This is a genomic window from Salinivibrio sp. IB868 (genome assembly GCF_001995655.1).
Taxonomy (GTDB): Bacteria; Pseudomonadota; Gammaproteobacteria; order Enterobacterales; family Vibrionaceae; genus Salinivibrio; species Salinivibrio siamensis.
In genome coordinates, this window is record NZ_MUEW01000005.1 from 144,311 (window position 1) to 170,478 (window position 26,168).

The window sequence follows — 26,168 nt, forward strand, 5'->3', positions numbered from 1 at the left end:
GCATCCGCTCAAACGTTTAGCCGGATCGACACGATTTCTCCGAGCCTGTGATCTGGTCAGCGATATTGGAAAGCAGTACAATACGCGGCTTGCCAAGCTGATTGACTGATTAAAAACCATACAGCTTGAAAGGGTAATGTCGTCCATAAGATTAACAATGAGCGTGAAGTTACATGGCTAAGAAACTGCTGATCAAAACCTGGGGTTGCCAAATGAATGAGTATGACTCATCCAAAATGGCAGATCTGCTCAATTCTGCCGGTGGCTATGAGCTGACCGAACAACCAGAAGACGCAGATGTTCTCCTTCTCAATACTTGCTCGATTCGAGAAAAGGCACAAGAAAAGGTATTCCATCAACTCGGGCGTTGGAAAACCCTCAAAGATAAAAACCCAGAGCTGGTGATCGGTGTCGGTGGCTGTGTGGCAACTCAAGAAGGCGACCATATTCGTGAGCGTGCGCCTTATGTGGATGTGATTTTTGGCCCACAGACCTTGCACCGTCTGCCAGAGATGATCAAGCAGTCGCGCTCGGATCATGCGCCAGTGATGGACATTACCTTCCCAGAGATCGAAAAATTCGATCGTCTGCCTGAGCCTCGTGCAGAAGGGCCGACCGCCTTCGTCTCGATCATGGAAGGCTGTTCAAAATACTGTACGTTCTGCGTAGTCCCTTACACCCGTGGCGAAGAAGTCAGCCGCCCGCTGGATGACGTATTGTTCGAAATTGCACAGCTGGCAGAACAAGGTGTGCGTGAAGTTAACCTGTTGGGACAAAACGTGAACGCCTACCGTGGCGACACCCATGACGGTGATGTATGCACGTTTGCGGAGCTGCTGCGTTATGTCGCGGCCATTGATGGTATTGACCGTATCCGTTACACCACCAGCCATCCGGTTGAATTTACCGATGATATTATTGAGGTGTATCGTGATACCCCTGAGGTTGCAAGCTTCTTGCACCTGCCGGTACAAAGCGGCTCAGATCGGATTTTGACCATGATGAAACGCCCGCACACGGCGATTGAGTACAAATCAAAAATCCGTAAGTTGCGTCAGGCGCGTCCTGATATCACTATCAGTTCTGACTTTATCGTCGGCTTTCCTGGCGAAACCGAGCAAGATTTTGAAGCGACCATGAAATTGATTAAAGATGTCGATTTCGATATGAGCTTTAGCTTTGTTTACTCATCTCGTCCAGGCACACCAGCTGCCGATATGCCTGACGATACGCCAGAGCAAGTGAAAAAAGAGCGCTTGTACCGCTTGCAACAACAAGTGAATAGCCAAGCCATGCGCTACTCGCGCATGATGCTAGATACCGAACAACGTATCTTGGTTGAAGGCCCATCACGCAAAAACCTGATGGAGTTGCGTGGTCGTACCGAGAACAACCGAGTGGTCAACTTTGAAGGCTCTGTCGATTTGATTGGCCAATTTGTTGACGTCAAAATAACTGAAGTGATGCCAAACTCGCTGCGCGGCGAGCTGGTTCGTACCGAAAAAGATATGGACTTGCGGGTCGCCGTCTCGCCAACCGAAATCATGGCGAAGACGCGCAATGAAAACGAGCTTGGTGTTGGTGTTTTCACGCCATAACGCGTTCATCAATTCAACGGCGCCGGATAGCCGGCGCCGAAAGCGAGGATAATCTTGTCTAAAATCATCTCTCTTGACCTGAACCTAGAACCTGCCGACAACACCCGTCTTGCCAACTTATGTGGCCCGTTTGACGATAATATCAAACAGCTTGAGCGCCGCTTGGGGGTGGAAATTAGTCACCGCCATAATGCATTTACTGTGATGGGTAAGCCCCATACAGCCAATGCCGCGGTTGATATTTTAAAACGCTTATACGTTGACACCGCCCCGGTGCGAGGCAGCTCTCCAGACATTGAGCCAGAAGCGATTCATTTGGCGATCAAAGAGTCGGGGGTGTTGGAGCAAAACACCGAGTCGAGCATTCCTTACGGTAAAGAAATCAACATTAAGACCAAAAAAGGGGTGATAAAACCGCGCACGCCCAACCAAGCGCAGTACATCGCCAATATGGTCAATCATGATATCACCTTTGGTATTGGCCCAGCGGGGACGGGTAAAACCTATCTTGCGGTCGCCGCCGCGGTGGATGCACTTGAGCGTCAAGAGATCCGTCGTATCTTGCTCACGCGCCCAGCGGTTGAAGCCGGCGAAAAGCTGGGCTTTTTGCCCGGTGATTTAAGCCAAAAGGTCGACCCCTATTTACGTCCACTTTACGATGCACTGTTTGAAATGCTCGGCTTTGAGCGGGTCGAGAAACTGATCGATCGTAACGTGATCGAGGTGGCACCTCTGGCTTATATGCGTGGCCGAACCTTGAACGATGCCTTTATTATCTTGGATGAGAGCCAGAACACCACGGTCGAGCAGATGAAAATGTTCTTGACGCGGATTGGCTTTAATTCACGGGCCGTGATCACCGGTGACGTGACCCAGGTCGACTTACCGAGAAATGCACGCTCAGGCCTGCGCCATGCGATTGAGGTGCTCGCCGACGTTAACGAAATTAGCTTCCACTTTTTCCAAGCGGATGATGTCGTCCGCCACCATGTGGTGACGCGTATCGTCCAAGCCTATGATAAGTGGGAAGCGGAAGACGCCAAAGCGCGAAAAGAAGCAGAGGCTCGTCGTCGAGAAGCACGTGAAGCCCAGCAAGTTGCAGCGCAACCTGCCGTGCCAGGCTCACAGGAGCCGTCATGAGCTACTATGTCGATGTGCAAATTGCCTGTGAGAACGAACAAGGCTTGCCCGGTGACGATCAGCTCCAAGCTTGGTTTGAGCAGGCAGTGCGTGCCGCTCGCCCCCAAGCGGAAGTGACGATTCGTATTGTCGACGAAGGTGAGAGCCAAAGCCTAAATCGCGACTATCGCGGCAAAGATAAGCCTACAAACGTGTTATCTTTTCCGTTTGATCCCCCTCCTGGGGTGGAAATTGATTTGCTTGGTGACCTCATCGTGTGCCGTCAAGTTGTTGAACAAGAAGCCCAACAACAAGGCAAAGCACTGATGGATCATTGGGCACATATGGTTGTTCATGGTAGCTTACACTTACTGGGTTACGACCATATTGAGGATGATGAAGCCGAGCAAATGGAGGCATTGGAGCGAGAGCTTCTCGCCGCCATGGGGGTCAGTGACCCTTATGCTAACGACTTCATCGAGCGTTAACTAACTGAATGAAACTGAATGAACGACGATAATTCGCAAAACTCAGACGGTCCGAGTAGGAAGACCTTCTTCGAGCGGCTGGGTCAGTTTTTCCAAGCTGATCCAAAAGACAGACAAGAGCTGGTGGACGTGTTCCGAGACTCAGAGCAAAACGCCCTGATCGATCACGACACACGGGACATGCTGGAAGGTGTGATGCAAATCTCTGACATGCGTGTGAGAGATATCATGATACCCCGCTCGCAGATGGTAATCGTTGAACGATCGCAGTCATTGGAAGCGATCATTAATATTATTATTGATGCCCAACACTCTCGTTATCCTGTGATCAGTGATGACAAAGACCATGTTGAAGGCATTTTGCTTGCGAAAGATTTGTTGCGCTACCTGCGCCCAGATGCCGAAGACTTTGACATCGAAAAAGTGTTACGCCCTGTTGTGGTGGTACCTGAGAGTAAACGGGTTGACCGTCTACTCAAAGAGTTCCAAGAAGAGCGCTACCACATGGCGATTGTCATTGACGAGTTCGGGGGCGTGTCAGGGGTAGTGACCATTGAAGATATCTTAGAAGAGATCGTCGGTGAGATCGAAGACGAGTACGACGACGAAGAGGAGCAGGAAATCCGCCAGCTCAGCCGTCATACGTTCTCGGTCAAAGCCCTGACGACCTTGGAAGACTTTAATGAACACTTTGGCGCTCAGTTCCAAGACGATGTGGTCGATACCATCGGTGGTCTGGTAATGACCAGCTTTGGCCATCTCCCTGATCGCGGTGAAGAAGTCGATATTGGTGATTATCACTTTAAAGTGACGGCCGCTGATAGTCGTCGTATCATTCAGCTACAAGTCACCGTCCCAGACAGTAGCGAAACAAACAGTGAAAACGCCTAACCGTTTACGCCAAAGCGGGCAGTCATTACTGGCTGCCGCTTTTGGTGCCAGCGCCACCCTCGCCTTTTCTCCCTTCTCGTACTGGCCATTGATGCTGGTTGCCTTGTGGGGCTTATTCACCCTGCTACAAAACGCCTCGCCCAAGCGCAGTGCGTGGTTGGGATTTTGCTGGGGGCTGGGCCAATTTACTACCGGCGTTAGCTGGGTTTACGTGAGCATTGACCATTTTGGTGGCATGCCGGCCATTGCTGGCTTGTCATTAATGGGCCTGCTGATTGCCTATCTCTCCCTCTATCCGGCATTGTTCGGCGCATTGGTCAACAAACTGCCCAGTAGCCAGCCGGGTATTAAGTGGTTAATCCTCGCACCCGCCTTATGGCTTGTGATTGATTGGCTTAGAGGCTGGGTATTTACCGGCTTTCCTTGGCTTTGGCCTGGCTACAGCCAAATCGACAGTCCACTGGCTGGCATTGCCCCTGTGCTCGGCGTGCAGGGGATCACGCTTGTCTTGGCTATACTGGCTGGCCTACTCGCGCTCATCACACCTCGCTGGGGCCAGTGGCAAGGACAAGCACGCTATGGTGCCGTCGCCGCCGGGTTAGGGCTTATCGCGGTTAGCTATGGCCTCGGTACGATTCAATGGGTCACAAAAACCGACCAACAGCAGCAGATTTCGTTAATTCAAGGCAATGTGCCGCAAGCGCTGAAATGGCGTCCCGATCAGCGCTGGCCAACGCTGATGAAGTACCTAGATTTAACCCGCCAGCATTGGGACAGTGATGTCATTATTTGGCCAGAAGCCGCCGTCCCAGCCCTGGAGCGCGAACTGCCTCGCTTTTTCTCTCAGCTTGATCAAGCCGCCAAGCATAACCAAACCACGGTGATCACAGGCGCGCTCGACCAAAATGAACAGGGCGCGTACTTTAACAATGTACTGGCACTGGGTGCAGGGGCCCCCGAGTATCGCTATCCGGCCCCCACCCAGTACAGCAAACATCATTTGCTACCGTTTGGCGAGTTTGTGCCATTTGAGGCACTATTACGCCCGCTCGCCCCGCTGTTTAACCTGCCGATGTCGTCATTTTCACCGGGCGAGCCGGTTCAACCTGCCCTGCCCGCCAACGGCTGGGACTATATCACCGCGCTTTGCTATGAAATTGCCTTTCCCGCGCAGATCCGCGACAACTTGAATGCCGACAGTGACGCCATCATTACACTGTCGAATGACGCATGGTTTGGTCGCTCGATTGGCCCTTGGCAACACCTTGAAATTGCACGCATGCGCGCACTCGAGTTTGGCTTGCCAGTGATACGCGCGACCAATAACGGTGTGACAGCCTTGATGGACGAGCACGGCCAGATTCAAACTACCTTGCCACAATTTGAAACCCAGGTGCTCACCACGCAAGTCACCCGCACCCGAGGGGAAACGCCTTACCGCCAATGGGGCAATGCCCCGCTATGGCTTTGGATACTGATAAGCGGGTGTATCGGTTTCATTGCGTGGCGTCGCGATCCCAGCCGGCAAGCGAAAATATCGACAAACCTCTGACATTATCCGCGAGAAACTGACGTAATCTGATTGCGCTTTTGGTCATTTTCATTGACGCCATAAGGAGATCAAACATGTTACGTCTTTCTCATCGCTGGTTAGCGTTGGTCATTGTCGCATTGACGGCATTAACCGGTTGTGCGGCTAGCTCGCAGCAAGATCAGGTTCGTCAAGCCAACCTCGCGCGCGAACAATTTAAGCAGTACCCACAAACACAACCCTTTTTTGATAACGCCTACGGCTATGCCGTCTTCCCTTCTGTCGGCAAAGGGGGTTTTTGGGTAGGCGGTGCCTATGGTAAGGGCGTCGTTTATCGTCAAGGCTCCCCAGTGAGTGCCGCGGAGCTCAAACAGGTATCGGTCGGGCTGACCTTTGGTGGTCAAGCGTTCAGTGAAATTGTTTTCTTTAAAGACAAAACAGCGTATGACCGCTTTATGCAAGGACAAGTGGAGCTAGGCGCGCAAGCGTCTGCCACCGCATTGACCGAGGGGGCATCGGCGCAAACAGGTACCTCTGGCACCTCAGCCTCCGCCAGTAACCGTCAGTCGAAAGCTTATTACGTCAATGGCCTGACTGTCTTTACCCATGCAAAGGGAGGACTGATGGTAGAAGCTGCCCTCGCCGGTCAACAATTTAGTCCTGCCAACTGGTAGTCATTGACGCGTACAGAGCGTAAACGCCTCATCTACCCATCAAAAAGGCTAGCCGTGTTGGCTAGCCTTTTTTAAATTGGGTTGTCACCGCACCGTTACGGCTGCCAAACAAACCACAGACGCTTTTCCGCCGACGGTTGTGGGTCGGGAACAAGCGTTTGTGTGCTATCGCTCTCCCCCTGTTCGCCCGCCTTCTCACCTTGTTCCAGCTCAACAGCCGGCTGTGTGGTATGTTGCGCATCGCTGGCAGTTGGCGATGTGTTCGCCGTATAAGCCTCTTGCTCCTGAGAAGTCATTAAACGCACTTCTCGGTTGGCAGTTAGCTCTTTAATCAGTGCTTGCTGTGACGCGGCCAACTGCGCATCGAATACCAGGGTGTCATCATTAAGCTTGCGTAAATGTACACCTTGTACCGCATTTAAGTTTGCCAGCGTTTTCTCGAGTGCGACATAATCATTGCCGTTATTAATACCACCGACCGCGATCACGACAGACGCACTATCATCGTTTTGATCGAGGATCACACCGGTTTGCTGCGCGTAATAATCAGCAAGTGAATGAATCATTGCGGCTGCATCACGCGCCTGACCACGGGTTTGATTGGTTTGCATTTGGTTTGCTTCAGGGAAAAGCTGCCAACGAATGCCTTGGTCAGTCAGTTTGGCAATCACGATACCGTCTGGCTGGTAACGCTCACTGGCCTCTTCAACGGGCTGAATAAACCCGCCCCACAAATCACTGCTCGAAATCGCCATCAGATCATCAAAATCTCCCACAGGGATCAGAACAGGCAACCCACGCAATGCCGCCGCTTGACGCAGCTTATCAATCACGGGACGCTCACTTTGCTCCCAAATAATTTGTCGCTCAAGGCCGCGGTCATCCACCAGCCACACCAGTACCGACGGGCGCGGGCTTCCCCACAAAGGTAGCCCCGCTTGACGCAAGATTTCCCGTACTTGTTGACTGTCAAACCCGACTTCTAACGTACGCGTCGGTGCTTCACCTGCCGTATCACTCTCGCCGTACCCAAGCTGGGTAATCAAGCTATCTACCTCTTGTAGCGCTTGTTTAACTGCCGGATTGTCGGACAGATTCCGCTGACCGGATACCTTGGTCAGTACCGCGCTTAACCCTTGTTTTTTGGCTGCTTGTTGCGAGGTTTGCGCGCCATTCTCGAGCGGAATGCTGGCGTGATAAAGATCGTTTGCCAGCGCACTGGGCAACCATAGACAGGCAATTAAGGCCAACACAAATCGATTCATAGTCTTTCCACATGGATAAATGGGCGTGGAGCGATCATAAGCTGACAGCTCTAGGTTCAGCAATCCTCATTTGTAAAAAAGATAGGGCAAACGCGATAAAGTGATAGTCGTCGCTGCAAAAAGGCGTATTTCACAATTACCCCTTGCTAATGAAATCCGTTACATCATTTATTTGCTACCGGTCTCACATTTAAAAACATGACAGGAATCACAGAAACGCTTTGTGCTAGCATTGCGCGATTTTTTTTTAGAGGTGAGATCATGATGCAAGTTTTACAAGGGGCACAAATGCTGTTCGTCGCATTTGGAGCCTTGGTGTTGGTGCCGCTGTTAACCGGGCTTGACCCCAACGTCGCCCTCTTCGGGGCCGGGATAGGTACGCTAATCTTTCAAGTTATTACCCGCCGCTCTGTTCCTATTTTTCTCGCCTCTTCGTTTGCCTTCATTGCCCCCATTCTGTACGGCGTTAACAATTTCGGTATTCCTGCCACCATGGGTGGACTGATGGCCGCCGGGGTTATCTACCTCATTATGGGAGGCATCATTCGCCTCAAAGGTGTCGACATTATTCACAAGCTACTTCCACCCGTGGTGGTTGGCCCTGTGATTATGGTGATTGGGCTTGGTTTGGCCCCCACCGCCGTCAATATGGCGCTAGGTAAAAGTGGCGACGGCAGTGAGCAACTCATCGCCGGTGATATCGCTATCTGGATTTCCCTGCTTTCATTACTGACCACCATCGCGGTCAGCGTCTTCGCCAAAGGCTTTTTCAAGCTGGTTCCGATTATGGCTGGCATTGCAATTGGCTATGTGGCGAGCCTAGTGATGGGGATTGTCGACTTTACTCAGGTGACAAATGCCAGCTGGTTGATGATGCCCGCCTTTACCTTGCCAGAATTTAACATTAACGCCATTTTATTTATGATCCCCGTGGCGATAGCGCCCGCGGTGGAGCATGTGGGCGATATGCTGGCCATTTCCAACGTCACTCGCAAAGACTACCTTAAAAAGCCCGGCCTTCATCGCACCATGGCAGGTGACGGCGCGGCCACTATCGCCGCATCAATGTTTGGAGCCCCGCCCAATACCACCTACAGTGAGGTCACCGGGGCGGTGATGCTTACCAAAGCATTTAATCCTAAGATTATGACCTACGCGGCGATCACTGCCATCGTGCTCGCCTTTGTGGGTAAACTGGGGGCACTGCTATTAACCATTCCTTTGCCGGTGATGGGCGGTATCATGATCCTACTGTTTGGTTCTATCGCCACCGTGGGCCTCAATACCTTGATTCGCAATCAAGTTGATCTCCACGACTCGCGCAACCTCGCGATTGTCGGCGTCACCTTGGTCTTTGGGATTGGCGGGATGGCCTTCGGCATTGGTGATTTCAGCTTACAAGGCATCAGCTTGTGTGGTTTAGTGGCCATCGTGCTCAATCTTGTCCTACCGCGAAAAATGGGCGAGAACCACATTGTTGATAGTGCGCAGATGGAAGAAGAGTCACATTAAGACAGGCGATGACAAACTAAAAAAGGGCGCCGCAGCGCCCTTTTTTGATTGTGCCGCGGTGTCGCAACTTTTTAGCTTTGTGCGGCTCGAGCTTCAACCACTTTGATAGCTTGATCGATACGCGCCACCACACGGTCTTTACCAATCAGGTGCATCACCGCATCCACCGACGGAGATTGACCGCCGCCTGTAACCGCAACACGCAATGGCATCCCGACTTTGCCCATGCCCACGTCTAGCTCTGCACAGGTATCCGCAATCACCGCTTTCAGAGCATCAACCGTCCACTCGTCCAGCGCTTCAATCTTGCCTTTTGCCACTTGCAGTGGTTCAAGCGCCACTGGGCGAAGGTGTTTCTTGGCGGCGGTTGCCTCAATCTCATCAAAGTCTTGATAGAAATAACGGCTTTGCTCGGCCAGCTCAACCAGGGTGTCACAACGCTCACCCACCAGCTGGATAACCTGGGTCAAAGCAGGTCCTGTCGAGGCATCAATGCCTTGCTGATCCAGGTGCCATTGCAAGTGTGACGCGACCTCAGCTGGATCACCGTTTTTGATGTAATGGTTGTTCAGCCAACGCAACTTCTCCGTATTGAAGGCAGAGGCTGATTTACTGATCGCCTCTAGGGAGAAGAAATCAATCATTTCTTCCATCGAGAAGATTTCTTGGTCGCCGTGAGACCAGCCCAAGCGCACTAAGTAGTTACGCAGTGCTTGTGGCAAGAAACCTTGATCGCGATATTGCATCACACTCACCGCACCATGACGCTTAGACAGCTTGGCACCATCGTCGCCAAGGATCATCGAGCAGTGAGCAAACTCAGGCACAGGCGCGCCCAAGGCTTCATAAATATTGATTTGACGCGGGGTGTTGTTAATGTGGTCTTCCCCACGCACAACTTGGGTGATCCCCATATCCCAATCATCAACCACCACACAGAAGTTGTAGGTTGGGCTACCGTCAGTGCGGCGGATGATCAAATCATCCAGTTCGCTGTTGGCGATTTCAATCCGACCGCGGATCTTATCGTCAAACACCACCTTGCCCTCTTTGGGGTTACGGAAACGAATGACGTGTGGGTCGTCAGCGTTTGCTTGGCTGTTGGCCGCAATCACCTTGGGGTGATTGGCATCATAACGTGCTTTTAGGCCATTCGCTTTCTGCTCTTCGCGAATCTCCTCTAGCAGCTCTTTGGGGGCATAACACTTGTAGGCTTTGTCTTCTGCCAACAGCTGATCGACTAGCGCGTTGTAGCGGTCAAAGCGTTTCGTTTGGTAGTACGGCCCTTCATCCCAATTAAGGCCCAGCCATTCCATGCCTTCTAAAATGGCATCAATCGCTTCTTGGGTTGAACGTTCAATATCTGTATCTTCAATACGCAATACAAATTGTCCACCTTGGCTGCGTGCTGCAAGCCAAGAATAAAGTGCTGTACGCGCGCCACCAACATGCAAAAAGCCGGTTGGGCTGGGGGCAAAGCGGGTTTTAATCGTCATTAGGATCCCTATCCCAGTGCTGAGAATGATATGTAACGGTTAGTTTACCAGTACAGGTAAATTCCACAATCAGGCCATGCCCAGACACGGTACATGGCCATGTAAACTATTGCGCCTGTGCGCGGTTATTCGCTTACACGGCGAAGCGCACAGCGTGATGGGTACAAGCTACTGATTGAGCATGGCAATCATCTGATCTTCATCGAGCACAGTAACGCCCAAATCTTGCGCTTTGGTCAGTTTGGAGCCTGCCGCCTCTCCCGCCACTAACATGTCGGTTTTTGCCGAGACACTGCCGGTTACTTTTGCGCCCAACGCCTGTAGCGCCGCTTTGGCATCACTGCGAGACATTTGCGATAAGGTGCCAGTCAGGACAATGGTTTTACCGGCTAACGGTTGCGCATCTGGCTCAGAAGGCGCACTGATTTCCGGCCAGTGGATCCCAGTATCCAGCAAGGCTTCTAGCACACTCTGGTTGTGCGGCTCGGCAAAGAAGCGGACGATGTGACCCGCGACGATCGCACCGACATCCGGCACGTTAATGAGTGCGTCTTCATCGGCCGCGCGCAACGCCTCAAGGGTGTGAAAATGCAAAGCGAGATTTTGCGCGGTTGCCTCGCCTACCTCACGAATCCCCAAGGCATAAATAAAGCGTGGCAAGGTGGTGGCTTTGGCTTTTTCCAATGCATCAACCAAGTTTTGGGCTGACTTTGGCCCCATTCTGTCTAGCAGCGTCACCCGACCTGGCGTCAAGGTAAAGAGATCAGCGGGGGTTTCTATCAGCTCTTTTTCGATTAGCTGCTCGACGATTTTATCGCCCAAGCCGTCAATATCCATTGCCTTACGTGACGCAAAGTGTTTGATCGCTTCTTTGCGCTGCGCCAGACAAATCAAACCACCGGTGCATCGTGCCACTGCCTCTCCCTCGATGCGAGTGACCGCTGAATCACAAACGGGGCACGCATGGGGAAACACAATCGGTTTCGCCTGCTCAGGGCGTCGGCTTTCCACCACACCAACAACTTGAGGGATGACGTCACCGGCACGGCGGATCACCACGGTGTCACCAATATGAACGCCTAATCGTTCGATTTCATCACCGTTGTGCAAGGTGGCGTTACTGACCGTCACGCCGCCTACAAATACCGGCTCAAGCTTAGCGACGGGCGTAATCGCCCCGGTACGGCCCACTTGGAATTCCACATCGTTAAGCGTGGTGATTTCTTCTTGCGCCGGGAATTTGTAAGCAATGGCCCAACGCGGTGCCCGCGCCACAAAACCTAATCGTTCTTGGCTGGTAATGCTATCAACCTTGATCACCACCCCATCAATTTCGTAGGGCAGCGCATCACGACGCGCCATAATGTCTTGGTAATAGGCTTTCACGCCGTCTAGCCCTTCCACCCGTTTCACTTCCGGACTGAGCGCTAGGCCCCATTTTTTCAGCTTTTGTAAGCGCTCACTTTGCCCTTGCCCAAACGGGGTCGACATGACACCCACCGCATAGGCATAGAAACTCAATGGTCGGTTGGCGGCAATTTTGGGGTCAAGTTGACGCAGGCTGCCTGCCGCCGCATTGCGCGGATTGGCAAAGGTTTTATCGCCTCGTTTCAATGCCGCTTCGTTGAGTGCCTCAAAGCCCGCTTTCGGCATGAAGACTTCACCGCGCACTTCGAGCCGCGTTGGCCAATCCCCTTTTTGTAGCGTGAGGGGAACATTGCGAATGGTTTTGACGTTGTGGGTGATGTTCTCGCCGGTAGTGCCATCTCCCCGCGTCGCCGCTTGCACCAGCTCACCGTTTTCATAAATCAGGCTCACCGCTAAGCCATCGAGCTTGGGTTCACAGGTGTAGGTCACCGCTTGCTCAGCGTCTAGCGATAGGCGCTCTTTCAAACGACGTTCAAACGCATCCAAATCAGCGGGTTCAAAGGCATTATCAAGTGAAAGCATCGCCAGCTCGTGAGTCACGGTTTCAAATGCACTCAGGGGCGCGCCCCCTACCCGTTGGCTTGGCGAGTCACTGGTTACCCATTCGGGATGCTCGGCCTCGATGGCCAATAGGGTTTGCATCAGGCGGTCGTATTCAGCGTCGGGCAGCTCTGGGCTGTCTTCTACATAGTAGCGATAGGCATGATAGTTGAGCTGATGCTTTAAATCATCGAGTTGTTGTTTGCTGTAAGCCATGTTTGATTCGTCGTCTGAGCAGAGTCGGTTGCGGGCAAGTATATCTATAAATCACATACAGCGGGAGCCATGTCCCGCTGTATGCTTAAACCGTGGTCGCGTCAGCGCAGGCTATTTGGCCATGAAGGCTTTAACGCGCTCGCGATATTCATCCAATCGTGATGGCGTCATCATCGTGCGTGAGTCATCCAGCACTAATCCACCTAACTCATCCGCGATTTGCTGGGCCGTTTGCAGCATAAGCTTAAAGTTTTGCTCTGGCTCACCGTAACACGGCAGCGTCATAAAAAAGCTAATGCCAGGCGTTTCAAAGCTTTCGCTATGACTGATATCGAACGTACCGGGTTTGACCATATTGGCCACACTGAACAAGACTTTTCCGCTCCCCGATAGATCAGAGTGACGGTGATAAATGCCCATATCACCAAAACGGAGGCCATATTGCTCAAGGGTCGGGATCAGCTCAAGACCACTGAACACGTCGCTATTGTTCGCATGCACATGCAACACAAGTACTTCGGTCTCATCCGCGGGCTCATCTGCCTTTGGTGGTTCATCACTGTGTTGCGGCTCACCCTGTTCAGCCGTCTCCGTATCACCTTGATGCACGCTTGGCGCAGGCTCTGATGGCTCATCATCGGCCACCGTAGCGTGTGCCTGCGGCGCCTCTGGTTCTTCGTGAGCTTGACCGGTTACGTGCGGAGTGGCGGCTGAAAGCGAAGGCTCATCATCAGTCGCAGACATTGAAGGATACAGGGTCTGTTCAGATTCAGACACGGTGCCAGTTTGCCCTGCGAACAAGGGATCCACATCAGGTTTATCACCAAAGTTCATCGCGGGCTCTTGGCGCGCAGGCTTATCGCTCTCGCTTTTAGCGCGACTGACAACTCTGACGGCACCAATACCATCTTGGTCAAACTTTTGTTCGTCACTGTCGTCATCCAGTTTTCCCAACGGCTTTTCACCAAACTTGGTCGTCTTTTCTTTCTTGTTTGTCCAGAGGCCATGCAAAAGCAAAGCTGCGATTGCTAGTGCTCCCAACACAATCAGTACAAGGCGCAATTCCTGCATCATCGATTCTCAAATCTATCTATGTTCAGCGTTTTGATTCGCTTATGTCACAACGCCAACCAGTTTGCAAAGGTTTGTGTGATCATAAGCGGGGCCCGTTGGCTGACGCAATGCGTTAATGGTCAACTTAGTTAACTGTATCAAAAGTTGGGGAGAATTTAACGAATCAAGACACACAAATCGTTAAACTTTCCCATTATTGGGTCGTTGTCATCGCAAGGATTCCCCCCGTAATATAGCGCACACCGTTATTTTTGTATCGACCGCATGCATGCGGATTGTTGTGACCTACATTGTTCTCAAGGAGATATCATGGCGAATAATGCTCGCCCTCGTCCCCAAAGTGGTGCTGGCTACCTGTTCCAAGGCTTTTCTCTGATGATGGCCCCCGGCTTACGCCGGTTTGTGATCATTCCTATTTTGATCAATGTGTTGCTGCTTGGCGGCGCGTTCATCTATTTGCTTTCACAAGTTGGTGACTGGATCGATCACTGGATGGCCAGCTTACCTGAGTGGTTGTCCTGGCTCTCTTTTTTGATTTGGCCTTTGGTGGTGGTTGCTATCTTGGTCGTGTTCTCCTATGTGTTCAGCACATTGGCCAACTGGATAGCGGCGCCGTTCAATGGTCTATTGGCCGAACACGTGGAGGCAAAGCTGTCGGGAACGCGTGCGCCTGATGATGGCTTGGCTGGCATCATTAAAGATATCCCGCGGGTGATGAAACGAGAATGGCAAAAGCTCGCTTACTACATCCCCAGAGCAATAGGTTTTTTGTTACTGCTGTGGATACCAGCGGTCGGACAAACTGTGGGGCCAGTGATCTGGTTTTTGTTTAGCGCGTGGATGATGGCGATTCAATACTGTGATTACCCGTTTGACAATCACAAGGTGTCGTTTCCCGCCATGCGCCAGACCTTAAATCAACAGCGGGGCGCATCGCTTGGCTTTGGCGCCGTGGTGATGCTATTTACCATGACCCCTTTTCTCAATCTACTGGTGATGCCTGCGGCCGTATGCGGCGCGACCGCCATGTGGGTGGATAAGCACAAAGCGTCATTGGGACGCAATTAGTCTGTGATCGTCTACGCGAACGCTCACATCATCGGTGTGGGCTTTTTTCGGTTAACCAATCAGTTATTGGTTAATGTCACAATAAGATATAACCAACCGATCCTTTCAAAACCAAGCAGCAGAGATATGCTTGGAGTGTGATTAAAATCGGTGTCATGAAGGAACGATACAATGGGCAAGATTTACGAAGACAATACACAAACCATCGGAAACACACCGCTAGTTCGCCTAAACCGCGTGGCAAAGCCAAACGTGTTAGCCAAAGTTGAAGCACGCAACCCAAGCTTCAGCGTCAAGTGCCGTATCGGCGCCAATATGATCTGGGATGCAGAGAAAAAAGGCACCCTCAAACCCGGTATCGAATTGATTGAGCCAACCAGTGGTAACACGGGGATCGCACTCGCCTATGTCGCGGCGGCACGTGGTTATAAGCTGACCCTTACCATGCCGGAGTCAATGAGCCTTGAGCGCCGTAAACTGCTTAAAGCCATGGGCGCCAAGCTGGTGCTCACCGAAGCGCCAAAAGGCATGAAAGGGGCGATTGCCAAAGCCGAAGAAATCATGGCAGCAGAGCCAGGCAAATACCTGATGCTGCAACAGTTTGATAACCCCGCCAACCCTGAGATCCATGAAAAAACCACAGGGCCTGAAATCTGGGAAGACACCGACGGTGAAATCGATGTATTTGTTGCCGGTGTTGGCACAGGTGGCACCCTAACCGGTGTTAGCCGCTACATCAAAAACACCAAAGGCAAAGCCATCACCACGGTCGCGGTCGAACCTGCTGAATCACCAGTGATTGCACAAACGATCGCGGGCCAAGACGTGCAGCCTGCCCCTCACAAAATTCAAGGTATTGGCGCGGGCTTTGTGCCAAAAAACTTGGATGTCAGGCTTGTTGACCAGGTGGTCTCTGTCAGCTCAGACGAAGCCATTGCGATGGCTCGCCGTTTGATGGAAGAAGAAGGCATCTTGGGCGGGATTTCTTCAGGTGCAGCCGTGGTTGCGGCAAACAAAATTGCCGAGCTTCCCGAGTTCGCAAATAAGAAGATCGTCACAATTTTGCCAAGTGCAGCAGAGCGTTATCTCAGCTCGCCACTGTTTGCTGGAATGTTCACCGAGCTGGAAACCGAGCAGTAACAGCAGGTTAGCCAACCAGCCTCCATAACCCCCTATTCGCAAAGGCCCAAATTGGGCCTTTTTTGTTTGATTTTTATATTAAGCTTTAGTAAAACACGTCTGCCTTTTTATTTTCCGCATCAAAATAAAAGCCCTCGCGCCTAATGAGTGGAAGGTCAAAAATGGCAAAAAGATGACACGAAATTGACATGGATTAAGCTATCGGGTCGATTTCTTGGTTAGGTTAGCGTCAACGGATAGCGAAGTCGCCCGTTAGCGGTTAAGCTAACCTTATATTTAATACATAGATTTAAAAAAATAGAGAAACGGGGTGAATCATGTATCAGAAGCAAGTTGAGATTACTGCAGAAAACGGCCTACACACTCGTCCAGCGGCGCAGTTCGTCAAAGAAGCGAAAAGCTACGACGCTGACATCACTGTTGAATCTAACGGTAAGAGCGCGAGCGCAAAAAGCCTATTTAAACTTCAAACCCTTGGCTTGACCAAAGGCACTAAGGTGACTATCTCTGCTGAAGGTGCGCAAGCACAACAGGCCGTTGATCACCTAGTAAAACTGATGGACGAGCTGGAGTAATCCGGCTCTTTTTCTATCGGTTTTAAGTTGGATAAACGTAAGGTAAAGCTATGATTTCAGGCATCCTGGCATCACCTGGTATTGCTTTTGGTAAAGCACTGCTGCTGCAAGAAGAAGACGTTGTCATCAATAAAGATAAGATTGCTGCGTCTCAAATCGACAAAGAAATTCAGCGCGTATTGGATGCTCGCGAACAGTCTAAGACGCAACTTGAAGCGATCAAAGACAAAGCAAGGGAGACCTTTGGCGAAGAGAAAGAAGCTATCTTCGAAGGTCACATCATGCTGCTTGAAGATGAAGAGCTCGAAGAAGAGATCGTCAGCTTCATTAAGTCAAACCTAGCAACCGCTGATCACGCAATCTACAGCGTTATCGAAGAACAAGCGGTGACGCTTGAGTCACTCGACGACGATTATCTGAAAGAGCGTGCCGCGGATATCCGTGATATCGGTTCACGCTTCGTCAAAAACGCACTTGGCATCAACATGGTGTCGTTGAGCGCTATCAACGAAGAAGTGATCCTGGTTGCAAACGATCTGACGCCTTCAGAAACAGCACAGGTTGACCTGAATTATGTGCTTGGTTTCATCACCGACATTGGTGGTCGCACTTCACACTCTTCAATCATGGCGCGCTCGCTTGAGCTACCAGCGATTGTAGGCACCAATGATGCAACCAGCAAAGTAAAAAACGGCGACATGCTGGTGCTTGATGCGATTAACAACCAAATCGTTATCAACCCATCAGACCAAGAGCTCAGCAAGTTCAAAGCGATTCGCGATCAACATATCGCCGAAAAAGCGGAACTGGCTAAGCTTAAAGATCTGCCAGCCATCACGCTGGACGGTCACCAAGTCGAAGTGTGCGGTAACGTAGGTACAGTCAAAGACTGTGACGGCGTGAACCGTAACGGCGGTGAAGGTGTCGGTCTTTATCGCACCGAATTCCTGTTTATGGATCGCGACTCGCTTCCTACCGAAGAAGAGCAATACCAAGCTTATAAAGCGGTAGCGAAAGCGATTGATGGTCACCCAGTGATCATCCGCACCATGGATATCGGCGGTGACAAAGATCTGCCTTATATGGACTTGCCGGAAGAAATGAACCCATTCTTGGGTTGGCGTGCAGTCCGTATTAGCCTCGATCGTCGCGAAATTCTCCGCGATCAGCTTCGTGCCATTCTTCGCGCATCGGCACACGGTAAAATCCGTGTGATGTTCCCGATGATTATTTCTGTGGAAGAAATCCGAGAGCTGAAAGAAGCGATCGAGACCTATAAAGCAGAATTGCGCCAAGAAGGTCACGACTTCGACGCTGATCTGGAAATCGGTGTGATGGTTGAGACGCCAGCCGCGGCTGCGATCGCTCACCACCTCGCAAAAGAAGTGGAATTCTTCAGCATTGGCACCAACGATTTGACCCAGTACACCTTGGCGGTCGATCGTGGTAACGAGCTGATTTCGCACCTGTATAACCCACTGTCTCCTGCTGTATTGACAGTTATCAAGCAAGTGATTGATGCCTCACATGCGGAAGGTAAATGGACGGGTATGTGCGGAGAGCTTGCAGGTGACGAGAAAGCAACGTTACTATTGATGGGAATGGGTTTGGATGAGTTTAGTATGAGTGCCATCTCTATCCCTCGCATCAAGAAGATTATCCGTAATGCCAACTTTGCTGATGTGAAAGCGATGGCCGACAAAGCACTCACTCTGCCAACTGCGGCAGAAATCGAGGCCTATGTCGAAAAATTTATTGCGGAAAAAACCGCTTGCTAATATACAATCAGCAAAGAATCACTGCTTAGGAGCAACACTATGGGTCTGTTCGACAAACTGAAGAAGTTGGTGTCTGAAGACAGCAACGACGCTAGTGCCATTGAAATTATCGCCCCATTGTCGGGTGAGATCGTCAACATCGAAGACGTGCCTGACGTTGTGTTTGCTGAGAAAATCGTCGGTGATGGTGTTGCGATTAAACCATCGGGCGACAAGATGGTTGCGCCAGTTAACGGCACAATCGGTAAGATTTTCGAAACCAACCACGCTTTTTCAATTGAGTCTGATGACGGCGTAGAGCTGTTCGTGCACTTTGGCATCGACACTGTCGAGCTAAAAGGCGAAGGCTTTAAGCGCATTGCGGAAGAAGGTCAAACGGTGAAAGCCGGTGATACCGTGATCGAATTTGATTTAGGCATGCTCGAAGAGAAAGCCAAATCAACGCTAACGCCGGTTGTTATCTCTAACATGGACGAAATCAAAGAGCTGACTAAGCTCTCTGGTGCCGTCACTGTGGGTGAAACATCTGTATTGCGCGTTACTAAGTAATTAGGTTTACTTAGTGAGGAAAAAACGCAGCCTCGTGCTGCGTTTTTTTATGCCCGGCGTTGCCCAGTCTATGTGAACTGATAAAAAAAGCGCTTTACGCGCTGGCTTCTCAGCCAATAAAGGCTCGCCCACACTAACCAAAGCCCGTGCAAGGCAAGCAACCAATCAAACCGTCCCCCCGTCATCGTGAGCGTATGCACCACTTGATAGGCTTCCCACGTCCACAATAGCCACACCCACCAATAACCTAAGTGCCAATGCTGTGTTAACCATTCAGGCGCCTTGTCGCAGCTCCCCACCAACAGTAATAGCCCAAGCGGCACCAGGCCAATCCCTAAACTGAGATAAAACGCAGCGGTGTCCGGATAAACCAGCGCAAGCAGCTCGCTGCCCTGCTCTCGGCTGACACCGGCCATCGCCAGTAGCCACCATGCGCGACTTAACAGTAGCAGGCACAGTACGGCGATCTGGGGGGCCTTGATATACCCTTTGTCGTCGAAATGATGAAACGTGTCCATAAGATTTTTGATTGAGAAGTCACGCATTTACCATGGCGACATGCGATAAAAACTGCAAGCGCAAAAGCAAAATTTGTTATCCTAGGGACGAGCCATTTATTTAGCGTTACATGGAGCCCTCATGGCCAAAACAAAAGCCAAAGCAACGATTTCGCCAGAGACGCAACAAGACGCCATGCGCGTTGCCAAAGCCACGCAAAAGCCTGGACAAACCAAGGCTCAGACGAAACTGATCGCTCAAGGGATTGAGAAAGGGATTGCGCAGTACAAAAAAGAACAAAAAGCAAAGGCGCGGGCGCAGGACAAAGCGCGCAAAAAACAGCAAAAACCGACACCGGCTGTCGACCAACTCAGCGAGCCTGCCTCTTCACCGCAGCCTACTGCACAAGATAAAGGGCACAGCCGTTTACCTTGGCTTTTACTCGTCGTAAGCTGGATAGGGTTTATTGGTTACACGCTCGTGGGGGCATAATGGGAAAAAATCTGCTCGGCCTCATTGTACTTTTTACACTGTTCGGCTGCTCGAAAGGAGGCCCCATGGCAAAACAACCGCCTGTCACTGCCTGTGGTGACAGCCCTAATTGTGTTTCAACAGAAGACACGCGCGCGACATTTCAGTTAGCGCCCTTACCGCTGGCTAACACCGATGTTGCCTTGGCGACCATTGTTGAGAAAGTTGCCTCAATGCCAGGTGCTCAAGTGGTTTCAGCCCAAGAAAACTACGCACACTTGCGCTTCACCACCCGGGTGCTGCGCTTTGTCGATGATGTTGAAGTCTCACTCAGTGATAACCAGCTCGCGCTTCGCTCTGCCTCTCGTATTGGCTATTACGACTTTGGCGCAAACCGTCGGCGTGCTGATGCCATTCGACGCACACTGGTCGAGGCGAAACTGGTCCGTCCCTTAGGCGATCACTAGTTGATATACGAGCGAATGTCTCGCTTTTTATCCTCGACCCAATCGCGACGAAACGGGCCCCAGTCTTTTAGCTGGTAATAACCATCGTTGTGGCGCTTGCCATCTTGGATAAATGTCATATCAATGCCTAGCCCTGACAAAGATTTGAGCACATCCTGGATAGTGCGACGCGGCCAGCCTGTTGCCTCAATCAAACGCGGAACATTTGGGCGCTCCATCTCTTCTACCAGTGCGGCGAGATACAAGCGCCGAGCGAATACCGGGTTGAGTTCCATACGAACCTCCAACAATTACGAATGATCCCATTATTCATGGCGCCTGCTAAGAGGTTTTGCGTTTGATCAAAACGCCATCAAATCGACGTGCTGCAGGCGCATTTACCCACGCATTTCACACGGTTTTGCGCCATCACATGGCGTACATCCCTGCCGCGCCAAGTATTGCGTTCATTAACCAGTGGTGTCACTCTTAAACCTTTGCCAACAATCACGATAAGACCATGACAACTGTATTTGGGATTAAAAACTGCGACACCCTAAAAAAAGCCCTAAAGTGGTTGGATAACCAAGGTATCGACTACCAATATCACGACTACCGGAAAGATGGCTTAGACGCACAAATGCTGCAAACTTTCGTTGCCGAACTGGGCTGGGAAGCGTTAATCAACAAACGTGGCACCACCTACCGCCAACTAAGCGATGAGCAAAAAGCCCATTTAGACCAAGCCAGCGCTATCGCAATCATGCTCGACAACCCAGCGATCATTAAACGCCCATTGCTCGTACACAAAGGTAGCTATTACCTCGGCTTTAAAGAGAACCAATACGCTGATATTTTCGCGTAATGTGATAGTCGATTCATTTTTGTTGTAAGGAAACCCCGATGACTGACTCTGCCACGCTGGCTTTAGCGAAAGATCTGATAAACCGAGAATCGGTCACGCCGGAAGATGCCGGCTGCCAAGATCAAATGATTGCGCGGTTAGAAGCCTTGGGCTTCACCATTGAGACCATGGTGTTTGAAGATACCACTAACCTTTGGGCCAGGCGGGGGACGGAAGGCCCTCTGTTTGCTTTTGCCGGCCACACTGACGTGGTTCCCTCAGGGCCGCGCGAACAATGGCATACACCGCCGTTTGAAGCGACAGTGATTGACGATCACCTCCATGGACGTGGCGCCGCGGATATGAAAGGCTCATTGGCCGCCATGGTTGTCGCGGTTGAGCGTTTTATTGCCCAGCACCCTGACCACTCTGGCTCTCTCGCGTTTTTAATCACCTCAGATGAAGAAGGCCCGTTTATTAACGGCACTACCCGCGTCGTCGATACCCTAATGTCGCGCGGCGAGAAGATCGATATGTGTATTGTTGGCGAACCGTCTAGCACACACCATGTCGGTGATGTGGTGAAAAACGGCCGTCGCGGGTCAATCACCGGGGATCTCTACGTCAAAGGGACACAAGGCCATGTCGCCTATCCGCATCTTGCCAACAACCCAGTGCATCAGGCGATGCCAGCGCTCACCGAGCTTGCGCAAACACTCTGGGACAAAGGCAATGCGTTTTTCCCCCCCACAAGCTTCCAAATCCCCAATATCGAGGCTGGCACAGGCGCGGCCAATGTCATCCCAGGGGAATGCCATGCGCAGTTTAACTTCCGCTTCAGCACCGAGCTGGACAGTGAAACCATCAAAAAGCGGGTTTACTCTATTTTAGACGCCCATGGGCTCGACTATACCCTTGAGTGGACGCACAGTGGTGACCCTTTCTTAACCGATAAAGGTACGTTGCTGGACGCGGTGGTGGCGGCGGTGGAAGAGGTGAATCATCAAACACCGGAACTGCTGACCACTGGCGGCACCTCCGACGGACGTTTTATTGCGCAAATGGGTGCGCAAGTGATTGAGCTGGGCCCGGTGAATGCCACTATCCACAAGGTGAATGAATGTGTCAGTATCCCGGATTTAGAAAAGCTGACGGACATGTATCAAAAGGTGTTGGAGAAAGCACTCCCTTGACCCCAACGTCCGCACAGCTCACTGGCCAAGACGGCTCAGTGCTCGCACCGATCAACAACCAACCTAATGCACCATGCTTGCATCAGGCTGTACTGGCTGATTTTGCCGCCTTACAACAGGCGGCATCACAAGCGGGCTTTACCCTAATGGTCGCCAGCGGCTATCGCTCGTTTGCCCGTCAGTTGGCTATCTGGAATGGTAAATTTAATGGCGAAAAACCGGTGCTAGATGCCGACAGCCAGCCACTGGATATCACGCAACTGTCTGATGATGCGCGCGTCAAGGCAATATTGCGTTGGTCAGCTTTGCCTGGGGCAAGCCGCCATCATTGGGGAACAGATTTAGACGTGTATGACAAGCGTGCACTGGCTCCACATCAAAGGTTGGCGCTCACCCCACCGGAATATGATGATGGCCCTCAGGCCGCGTTTTCTCAGTGGCTTAAAACCCACGCCCCGCAATGGGGGTTCTTCCTTCCTTATGCCGAGGATAAGGGCGGTGTTGCGAGGGAGCCTTGGCATATCAGCCATATCGCCACCAGCGCCACCCTTTTGTCAGCATTTAGCCAAGACATGCTTGCCAACGCGATCGGCAATGCCCCTATTTGTGGTAAACGTACTATTCTTGACCAATTGGATTGGATATATTCAACCTACGTCACCAATCTCTGCGAGGTGGAACAATGGAATGGCTAACCAACCCTTATGTCATTATTGCCATCGTGGTTGCCGTGGTGGTCAGTAATATCATGGCACTCAAGTACACCGCCAACGCAAAGTTTGGCCTTAAGTACAAAGAGAAGCCGGATAAACAGTCGTCATCCAAAGAAAGCGATGCGGGGAATGATCAAGCGCAATCAGACGAGCATAAAGAATAAATAGCGCCATATTGATGGCGCTATTTTTCGCGCGCAAAAAGCAAACGTTTGCTTTTTAAAACCAAAAATTACAAGGTAAGGCCGATACGCTTTGCCACCTCGATGTAAGCATCCACAACACCACCTAGGCCTTGACGGAAACGGTCTTTATCCAGTTTTTCTCGGGTATTGGCATCCCACAATCGGCAACCGTCAGGACTAAACTCGTCACCCAGAACAATATTACCTTGATGATCAACACCAAACTCAAGTTTATAATCGACCAACAACAGCTCTCCTTCCGCAAACAGCGCTTTGAGGACATCGTTCACCTTGTAGGTCAGTGATTTCATCGTCGCCAATTGCGCTTGCGTGGCGTAGCCCAAAGACTCACACAAGGGTTCATTGACCATGGGATCGTGTAGCGCGTCGTTTTTTAAAAACAACTCAAAGGTGGGTGGCGTCAGTGCCGTCCCTTCCTCGACGCCAAGGCGACGGCAAAGTGAACCGGCTGCAATATTGCGCACCACACACTCTACAGGGATCATATCTAGCTTTTTCACCACACACTCGGTATCGGACAACAATTGGTCCATTTGGGTGGGGATGCCCGCCTGCTCAAGCTTTTGCATGATGAAGTGATTAAATTTGTTATTCACTTCGCCTTTTCGCTCAAGCTGCTCAACACGCTCGCCATCAAAAGCCGACGTGTCATTGCGAAAGTGCAGAACAAAGCGGTGCTCATCATCTGTGGCATAGACAGATTTTGCCTTACCGCGATACAACTCAGCACGTTTTTCCATTACCTATACTCTCCATTAGGCGCTAAAAGTAAGGGACGCTCACCGCGTCCCTATAAAATTACTCTGATGCTTGGTTCACTTGGGCAATGACCGCTTTGAGCGCTGGGCTCAGCGCTTCTAACGTCGCCTCATCGACAGGCTTACCATCGCTGTTGGTCACGTTAAGTGACGTGCGGTTGCCTAGATCGCCCAGCAACAAGGTATAGCTGTTGTCCGGGAACGAAATCGGATCAACACCAAGGGATTGCCAACGCTCATCATTTGGCGCGACGTGACGGGTTTTCACCGTGCCTTGCGACTGGTTACGACTTTCTACCGTGAACCCTAAAGGCTTGATGATAGCAGGCAGCTTTTCCCAAACCACATCATATGGGGCGCGCGCGATGATGACCGGCAACCCACTGCGATCGGTACCAAAGCTAATCGGAATATCAGACTGGCGCTGCTCCGCCAAACGGCGCGCTTCGGCACGCAATGCCGCATCGTGACTCACCGTGATAAGGTTAGTCATCAGGGTGTTGTAGCGCTCACGCAACGCAGGGGTGAGCGGTTCATCGCTGGCTTTCGCACGCGAGTCAATCATATTAACCCCTAACGCAAAGCGGCGACCTTGCTCAAGGCGCGATAAACGGAAGCGTGCTTGATGGGCGCTGTCTTCTTTTTCCCAAGCAATCCAACCGGTTTCTACTTGGTCTGCCGTTTGCGACGACACTGGGATGGTCTGCTCGCTGACCAAACGCTCTACCGTTTGCCATACTTTATCGAGTTGCTTTTCATTGGCAACGGCAAGGGTGACGCCACGGCTATCACGTTGTATCCGTGCGCCCGGGATCAGATCCAGCACTTGGCGCGGCGGACGAATATCAACGTTCTGACCGACTTCACCATTAAAATCTTGTGTCGGGATCTGATAATTGGTGGAAAAATACGGCGCTTGATCCGGCAAGGTTTGCCATGGCGACAACGGGGTTGTTTGCAAATAGTCAAAGTCATCTTTGGCTTGACGGCGCTGCTCGACGCCACCACTGCAGGCCACCACACTGGTGGCCATGATGGCACATAGGCCGAGCTTAAATACTGGTTTCATTGACACTCCAACGGCTTAAACAGCACCTGCGACACGCAGTGCCTCACGAACATCTGGACGCAAGTGCTCGCTTAACTCAGTTAATGGCAGACGAAGGTGCCCATCCGCAATCAAGCCCATCTCACGGACTGCCCACTTCACAGGGATCGGATTGGCTTCGTCAAACAGGTGACGATGTAGGGGGATCAAGGTTTCGTTAATGGCATGCGCTTGCTCTGCTTCACCTGCGCGCGCCAGTTTGATCATTTTAGCCATTTGCGCAGCCGCCACATTATTGGTCACAGAGATAACGCCGTGCCCCCCGGCCAAGACAAAATCCAAGCCCGTTAAATCATCGCCACTGAATAAGAGGAAATCGTCGCCACAAAGTTCCCGATGAATCGCCACTCGGCTTACATCAGCGGTGGCATCTTTCAGACCAATGATGTTGTCGAATGCCGCCAGTCGCGCTACTGTCTCAGGCTGAATATCGACCGCGGTACGCCCGGGAACATTATATAAAATCTGTGGCAGGTCCGTGGCTTCAGCAATGGCTTTGTAATGCTGGAACAAACCTTCCTGGGTTGGTTTATTATAATAAGGGGTCACGCTTAGGCAGGCGGCCACACCTGAGCCAGCAAACATTTTGCTGAAAGTGATTGCTTCATGGGTGGCATTGGCGCCAGTTCCCGCAATAACCGGAATACGCCCGTTAGCAAATTCCAAGGTTTTCAGCACAACTTTAATGTGCTCATCCACGGTTACTGTCGACGACTCACCCGTCGTGCCCACTGCGACAATCGCATCAGTGCCCGATTGGATATGAAACTCGACCAGTTTTTCCAGGCTAACGTAATCAACTTCGCCGTGTGCATCCATTGGTGTGACGAGCGCCACAATGCTTCCAGAAACCATGTTCGTCTCCCTTATTAGTGATGCTTGCAATGTTACTTTTGGCGCTGGGCAAACACAAGAATAACCCTGCGTCTAGGCATGTCTTAATCGACATTTTTTCATCGATAGACAATGTGTCTTATCGTTATAATCGA

General features: G+C 51.3%; 27 protein-coding genes. 18 read left to right on the forward strand and 9 right to left on the reverse strand.

Annotated elements, in window-relative coordinates; translation table 11 throughout:
• Positions 1–173 precede the first annotated feature (173 nt).
• From miaB to BZG20_RS07410, 6 genes are all read left to right on the forward strand, one after another.
• The gene (gene miaB / locus BZG20_RS07385) at positions 174–1,598 is read left to right on the forward strand and encodes a tRNA (N6-isopentenyl adenosine(37)-C2)-methylthiotransferase MiaB (RefSeq protein WP_046073700.1); all 1,425 of its coding nucleotides are present in this window, start codon (positions 174–176) and stop codon (positions 1,596–1,598) included.
• Positions 1,599–1,649: 51 nt separating this feature from the next.
• Positions 1,650–2,738 (forward strand): PhoH family protein, encoded by a 1,089-nt coding sequence (locus BZG20_RS07390; protein WP_101494455.1) that lies wholly within the window; start codon positions 1,650–1,652, stop codon positions 2,736–2,738.
• A complete protein-coding gene (ybeY, locus tag BZG20_RS07395; RefSeq protein ID WP_077578593.1) occupies positions 2,735–3,205 on the forward strand; it encodes an rRNA maturation RNase YbeY in 471 nt (156 codons plus the stop codon). Before BZG20_RS07390 ends, ybeY begins: the two co-directional genes overlap by 4 nt.
• An 18-nt stretch (positions 3,206–3,223) precedes the next feature.
• Positions 3,224–4,096 carry a CNNM family magnesium/cobalt transport protein CorC gene (gene corC / locus BZG20_RS07400; protein ID WP_046073703.1) on the forward strand — a complete coding sequence of 291 codons (873 nt, stop codon included), beginning with the start codon at positions 3,224–3,226 and terminating at the stop codon, positions 4,094–4,096.
• Positions 4,083–5,648 (forward strand): apolipoprotein N-acyltransferase, encoded by a 1,566-nt coding sequence (gene lnt, locus BZG20_RS07405; RefSeq protein ID WP_077578594.1) that lies wholly within the window; start codon positions 4,083–4,085, stop codon positions 5,646–5,648. The genes corC and lnt overlap by 14 nt, the downstream gene beginning before the upstream one ends.
• A 74-nt stretch (positions 5,649–5,722) precedes the next feature.
• Positions 5,723–6,301, forward strand: a complete 579-nt coding sequence (locus tag BZG20_RS07410) for a lipid-binding SYLF domain-containing protein (RefSeq protein ID WP_077578595.1) — start codon at positions 5,723–5,725, stop codon at positions 6,299–6,301.
• A 95-nt stretch (positions 6,302–6,396) separates the two neighbouring features.
• On the opposite strand, the gene BZG20_RS07415 is transcribed toward BZG20_RS07410, so the two are convergent.
• Positions 6,397–7,566, reverse strand: coding sequence for a DUF2066 domain-containing protein (locus tag BZG20_RS07415; protein ID WP_077578596.1), 1,170 nt, complete (start codon positions 7,564–7,566; stop codon positions 6,397–6,399).
• A gap of 261 nt (positions 7,567–7,827) precedes the next feature.
• Between BZG20_RS07415 and BZG20_RS07420 the strand changes: the two genes are divergently transcribed.
• Positions 7,828–9,078 (forward strand): uracil-xanthine permease family protein, encoded by a 1,251-nt coding sequence (locus BZG20_RS07420; RefSeq protein WP_046073706.1) that lies wholly within the window; start codon positions 7,828–7,830, stop codon positions 9,076–9,078.
• Between the two features lie 71 nt (positions 9,079–9,149).
• Here BZG20_RS07420 and gltX read toward each other — a convergent pair whose 3' ends face one another.
• The 3 genes from gltX to zipA all read right to left on the reverse strand — a co-directional run bounded on the left by gltX (position 9,150) and on the right by zipA (position 13,832).
• Entirely contained in the window at positions 9,150–10,574 is a 1,425-nt protein-coding gene (gltX, locus tag BZG20_RS07425; RefSeq protein WP_046073707.1) for a glutamate--tRNA ligase, read from the reverse strand.
• 168 nt (positions 10,575–10,742) lie between these two features.
• The gene (gene ligA / locus BZG20_RS07430) at positions 10,743–12,758 is read right to left on the reverse strand and encodes an NAD-dependent DNA ligase LigA (protein WP_077578597.1); all 2,016 of its coding nucleotides are present in this window, start codon (positions 12,756–12,758) and stop codon (positions 10,743–10,745) included.
• Positions 12,759–12,869: 111 nt separating this feature from the next.
• Positions 12,870–13,832 (reverse strand): cell division protein ZipA, encoded by a 963-nt coding sequence (zipA, locus tag BZG20_RS07435; protein ID WP_077578598.1) that lies wholly within the window; start codon positions 13,830–13,832, stop codon positions 12,870–12,872.
• Positions 13,833–14,141: 309 nt separating this feature from the next.
• On the opposite strand from zipA, the gene cysZ reads away from it, so the two are divergent.
• The 5 genes from cysZ (at position 14,142) to crr (ending at position 18,942) form a co-directional block, all read left to right on the forward strand.
• Positions 14,142–14,900, forward strand: a complete 759-nt coding sequence (cysZ, locus tag BZG20_RS07440) for a sulfate transporter CysZ (protein ID WP_046073710.1) — start codon at positions 14,142–14,144, stop codon at positions 14,898–14,900.
• Between the two features lie 171 nt (positions 14,901–15,071).
• Positions 15,072–16,040: a cysteine synthase A gene (gene cysK, locus BZG20_RS07445; RefSeq protein WP_077578599.1), complete on the forward strand. Its 969-nt coding sequence runs from the start codon at positions 15,072–15,074 to the stop codon at positions 16,038–16,040.
• A gap of 317 nt (positions 16,041–16,357) precedes the next feature.
• Positions 16,358–16,615 (forward strand): phosphocarrier protein Hpr, encoded by a 258-nt coding sequence (ptsH, locus tag BZG20_RS07450; protein WP_046073712.1) that lies wholly within the window; start codon positions 16,358–16,360, stop codon positions 16,613–16,615.
• Between the two features lie 50 nt (positions 16,616–16,665).
• Positions 16,666–18,393 (forward strand): phosphoenolpyruvate-protein phosphotransferase PtsI, encoded by a 1,728-nt coding sequence (ptsI, locus tag BZG20_RS07455; RefSeq protein WP_077578600.1) that lies wholly within the window; start codon positions 16,666–16,668, stop codon positions 18,391–18,393.
• Between the two features lie 39 nt (positions 18,394–18,432).
• Entirely contained in the window at positions 18,433–18,942 is a 510-nt protein-coding gene (gene crr / locus BZG20_RS07460) for a PTS glucose transporter subunit IIA (RefSeq protein ID WP_046073714.1), read from the forward strand.
• A gap of 68 nt (positions 18,943–19,010) precedes the next feature.
• Here the strand turns inward: crr and BZG20_RS07465 are convergent, their stop codons facing one another.
• Positions 19,011–19,460: a DUF2919 family protein gene (locus tag BZG20_RS07465; protein WP_158010026.1), complete on the reverse strand. Its 450-nt coding sequence runs from the start codon at positions 19,458–19,460 to the stop codon at positions 19,011–19,013.
• A 121-nt stretch (positions 19,461–19,581) separates the two neighbouring features.
• Between BZG20_RS07465 and BZG20_RS07470 the strand changes: the two genes are divergently transcribed.
• Together BZG20_RS07470 and BZG20_RS07475 are read left to right on the forward strand one after the other, a co-directional pair.
• Complete coding sequence (locus BZG20_RS07470) at positions 19,582–19,932, forward strand: DUF2956 domain-containing protein (RefSeq protein ID WP_046073715.1); 351 nt, start codon at positions 19,582–19,584, stop codon at positions 19,930–19,932.
• A 65-nt stretch (positions 19,933–19,997) separates the two neighbouring features.
• Entirely contained in the window at positions 19,998–20,378 is a 381-nt protein-coding gene (locus BZG20_RS07475) for a DUF1499 domain-containing protein (protein ID WP_158010027.1), read from the forward strand.
• Here the strand turns inward: BZG20_RS07475 and BZG20_RS07480 are convergent.
• On the reverse strand, positions 20,375–20,653 hold the full coding sequence (locus BZG20_RS07480; protein ID WP_025740011.1) for a helix-turn-helix domain-containing protein: 279 nt from the start codon (positions 20,651–20,653) through the stop codon (positions 20,375–20,377). The two genes, BZG20_RS07475 and BZG20_RS07480, sit on opposite strands and share 4 nt — an antisense overlap.
• 224 nt (positions 20,654–20,877) lie before the next feature.
• Here BZG20_RS07480 and BZG20_RS07485 point away from each other — a divergent pair, with 224 nt between their 5' ends.
• The 4 genes from BZG20_RS07485 to BZG20_RS07500 are packed head-to-tail and all read left to right on the forward strand — an operon-like array spanning position 20,878 to position 23,271.
• Positions 20,878–21,222 carry an ArsC family reductase gene (locus BZG20_RS07485; protein WP_046073717.1) on the forward strand — a complete coding sequence of 115 codons (345 nt, stop codon included), beginning with the start codon at positions 20,878–20,880 and terminating at the stop codon, positions 21,220–21,222.
• 38 nt (positions 21,223–21,260) lie between these two features.
• Positions 21,261–22,394, forward strand: a complete 1,134-nt coding sequence (gene dapE / locus BZG20_RS07490) for a succinyl-diaminopimelate desuccinylase (protein WP_046073718.1) — start codon at positions 21,261–21,263, stop codon at positions 22,392–22,394.
• Positions 22,391–23,089 (forward strand): M15 family metallopeptidase, encoded by a 699-nt coding sequence (locus BZG20_RS07495; protein ID WP_327294921.1) that lies wholly within the window; start codon positions 22,391–22,393, stop codon positions 23,087–23,089. Before dapE ends, BZG20_RS07495 begins: the two co-directional genes overlap by 4 nt.
• Positions 23,077–23,271 carry a DUF2897 family protein gene (locus BZG20_RS07500; protein ID WP_046073720.1) on the forward strand — a complete coding sequence of 65 codons (195 nt, stop codon included), beginning with the start codon at positions 23,077–23,079 and terminating at the stop codon, positions 23,269–23,271. The genes BZG20_RS07495 and BZG20_RS07500 overlap by 13 nt, the downstream gene beginning before the upstream one ends.
• A gap of 68 nt (positions 23,272–23,339) precedes the next feature.
• On the opposite strand, the gene purC is transcribed toward BZG20_RS07500, so the two are convergent.
• Genes purC through dapA form a run of 3 tightly spaced genes read right to left on the reverse strand, consistent with a single transcriptional unit; the run spans position 23,340 to position 26,034 of the window.
• Positions 23,340–24,053 (reverse strand): phosphoribosylaminoimidazolesuccinocarboxamide synthase, encoded by a 714-nt coding sequence (purC, locus tag BZG20_RS07505; RefSeq protein WP_077578603.1) that lies wholly within the window; start codon positions 24,051–24,053, stop codon positions 23,340–23,342.
• A gap of 58 nt (positions 24,054–24,111) precedes the next feature.
• Positions 24,112–25,140 carry an outer membrane protein assembly factor BamC gene (gene bamC / locus BZG20_RS07510; RefSeq protein WP_046073722.1) on the reverse strand — a complete coding sequence of 343 codons (1,029 nt, stop codon included), beginning with the start codon at positions 25,138–25,140 and terminating at the stop codon, positions 24,112–24,114.
• Positions 25,141–25,155: 15 nt separating this feature from the next.
• On the reverse strand, positions 25,156–26,034 hold the full coding sequence (gene dapA / locus BZG20_RS07515; protein WP_046073723.1) for a 4-hydroxy-tetrahydrodipicolinate synthase: 879 nt from the start codon (positions 26,032–26,034) through the stop codon (positions 25,156–25,158).
• Positions 26,035–26,168 lie beyond the last annotated feature (134 nt).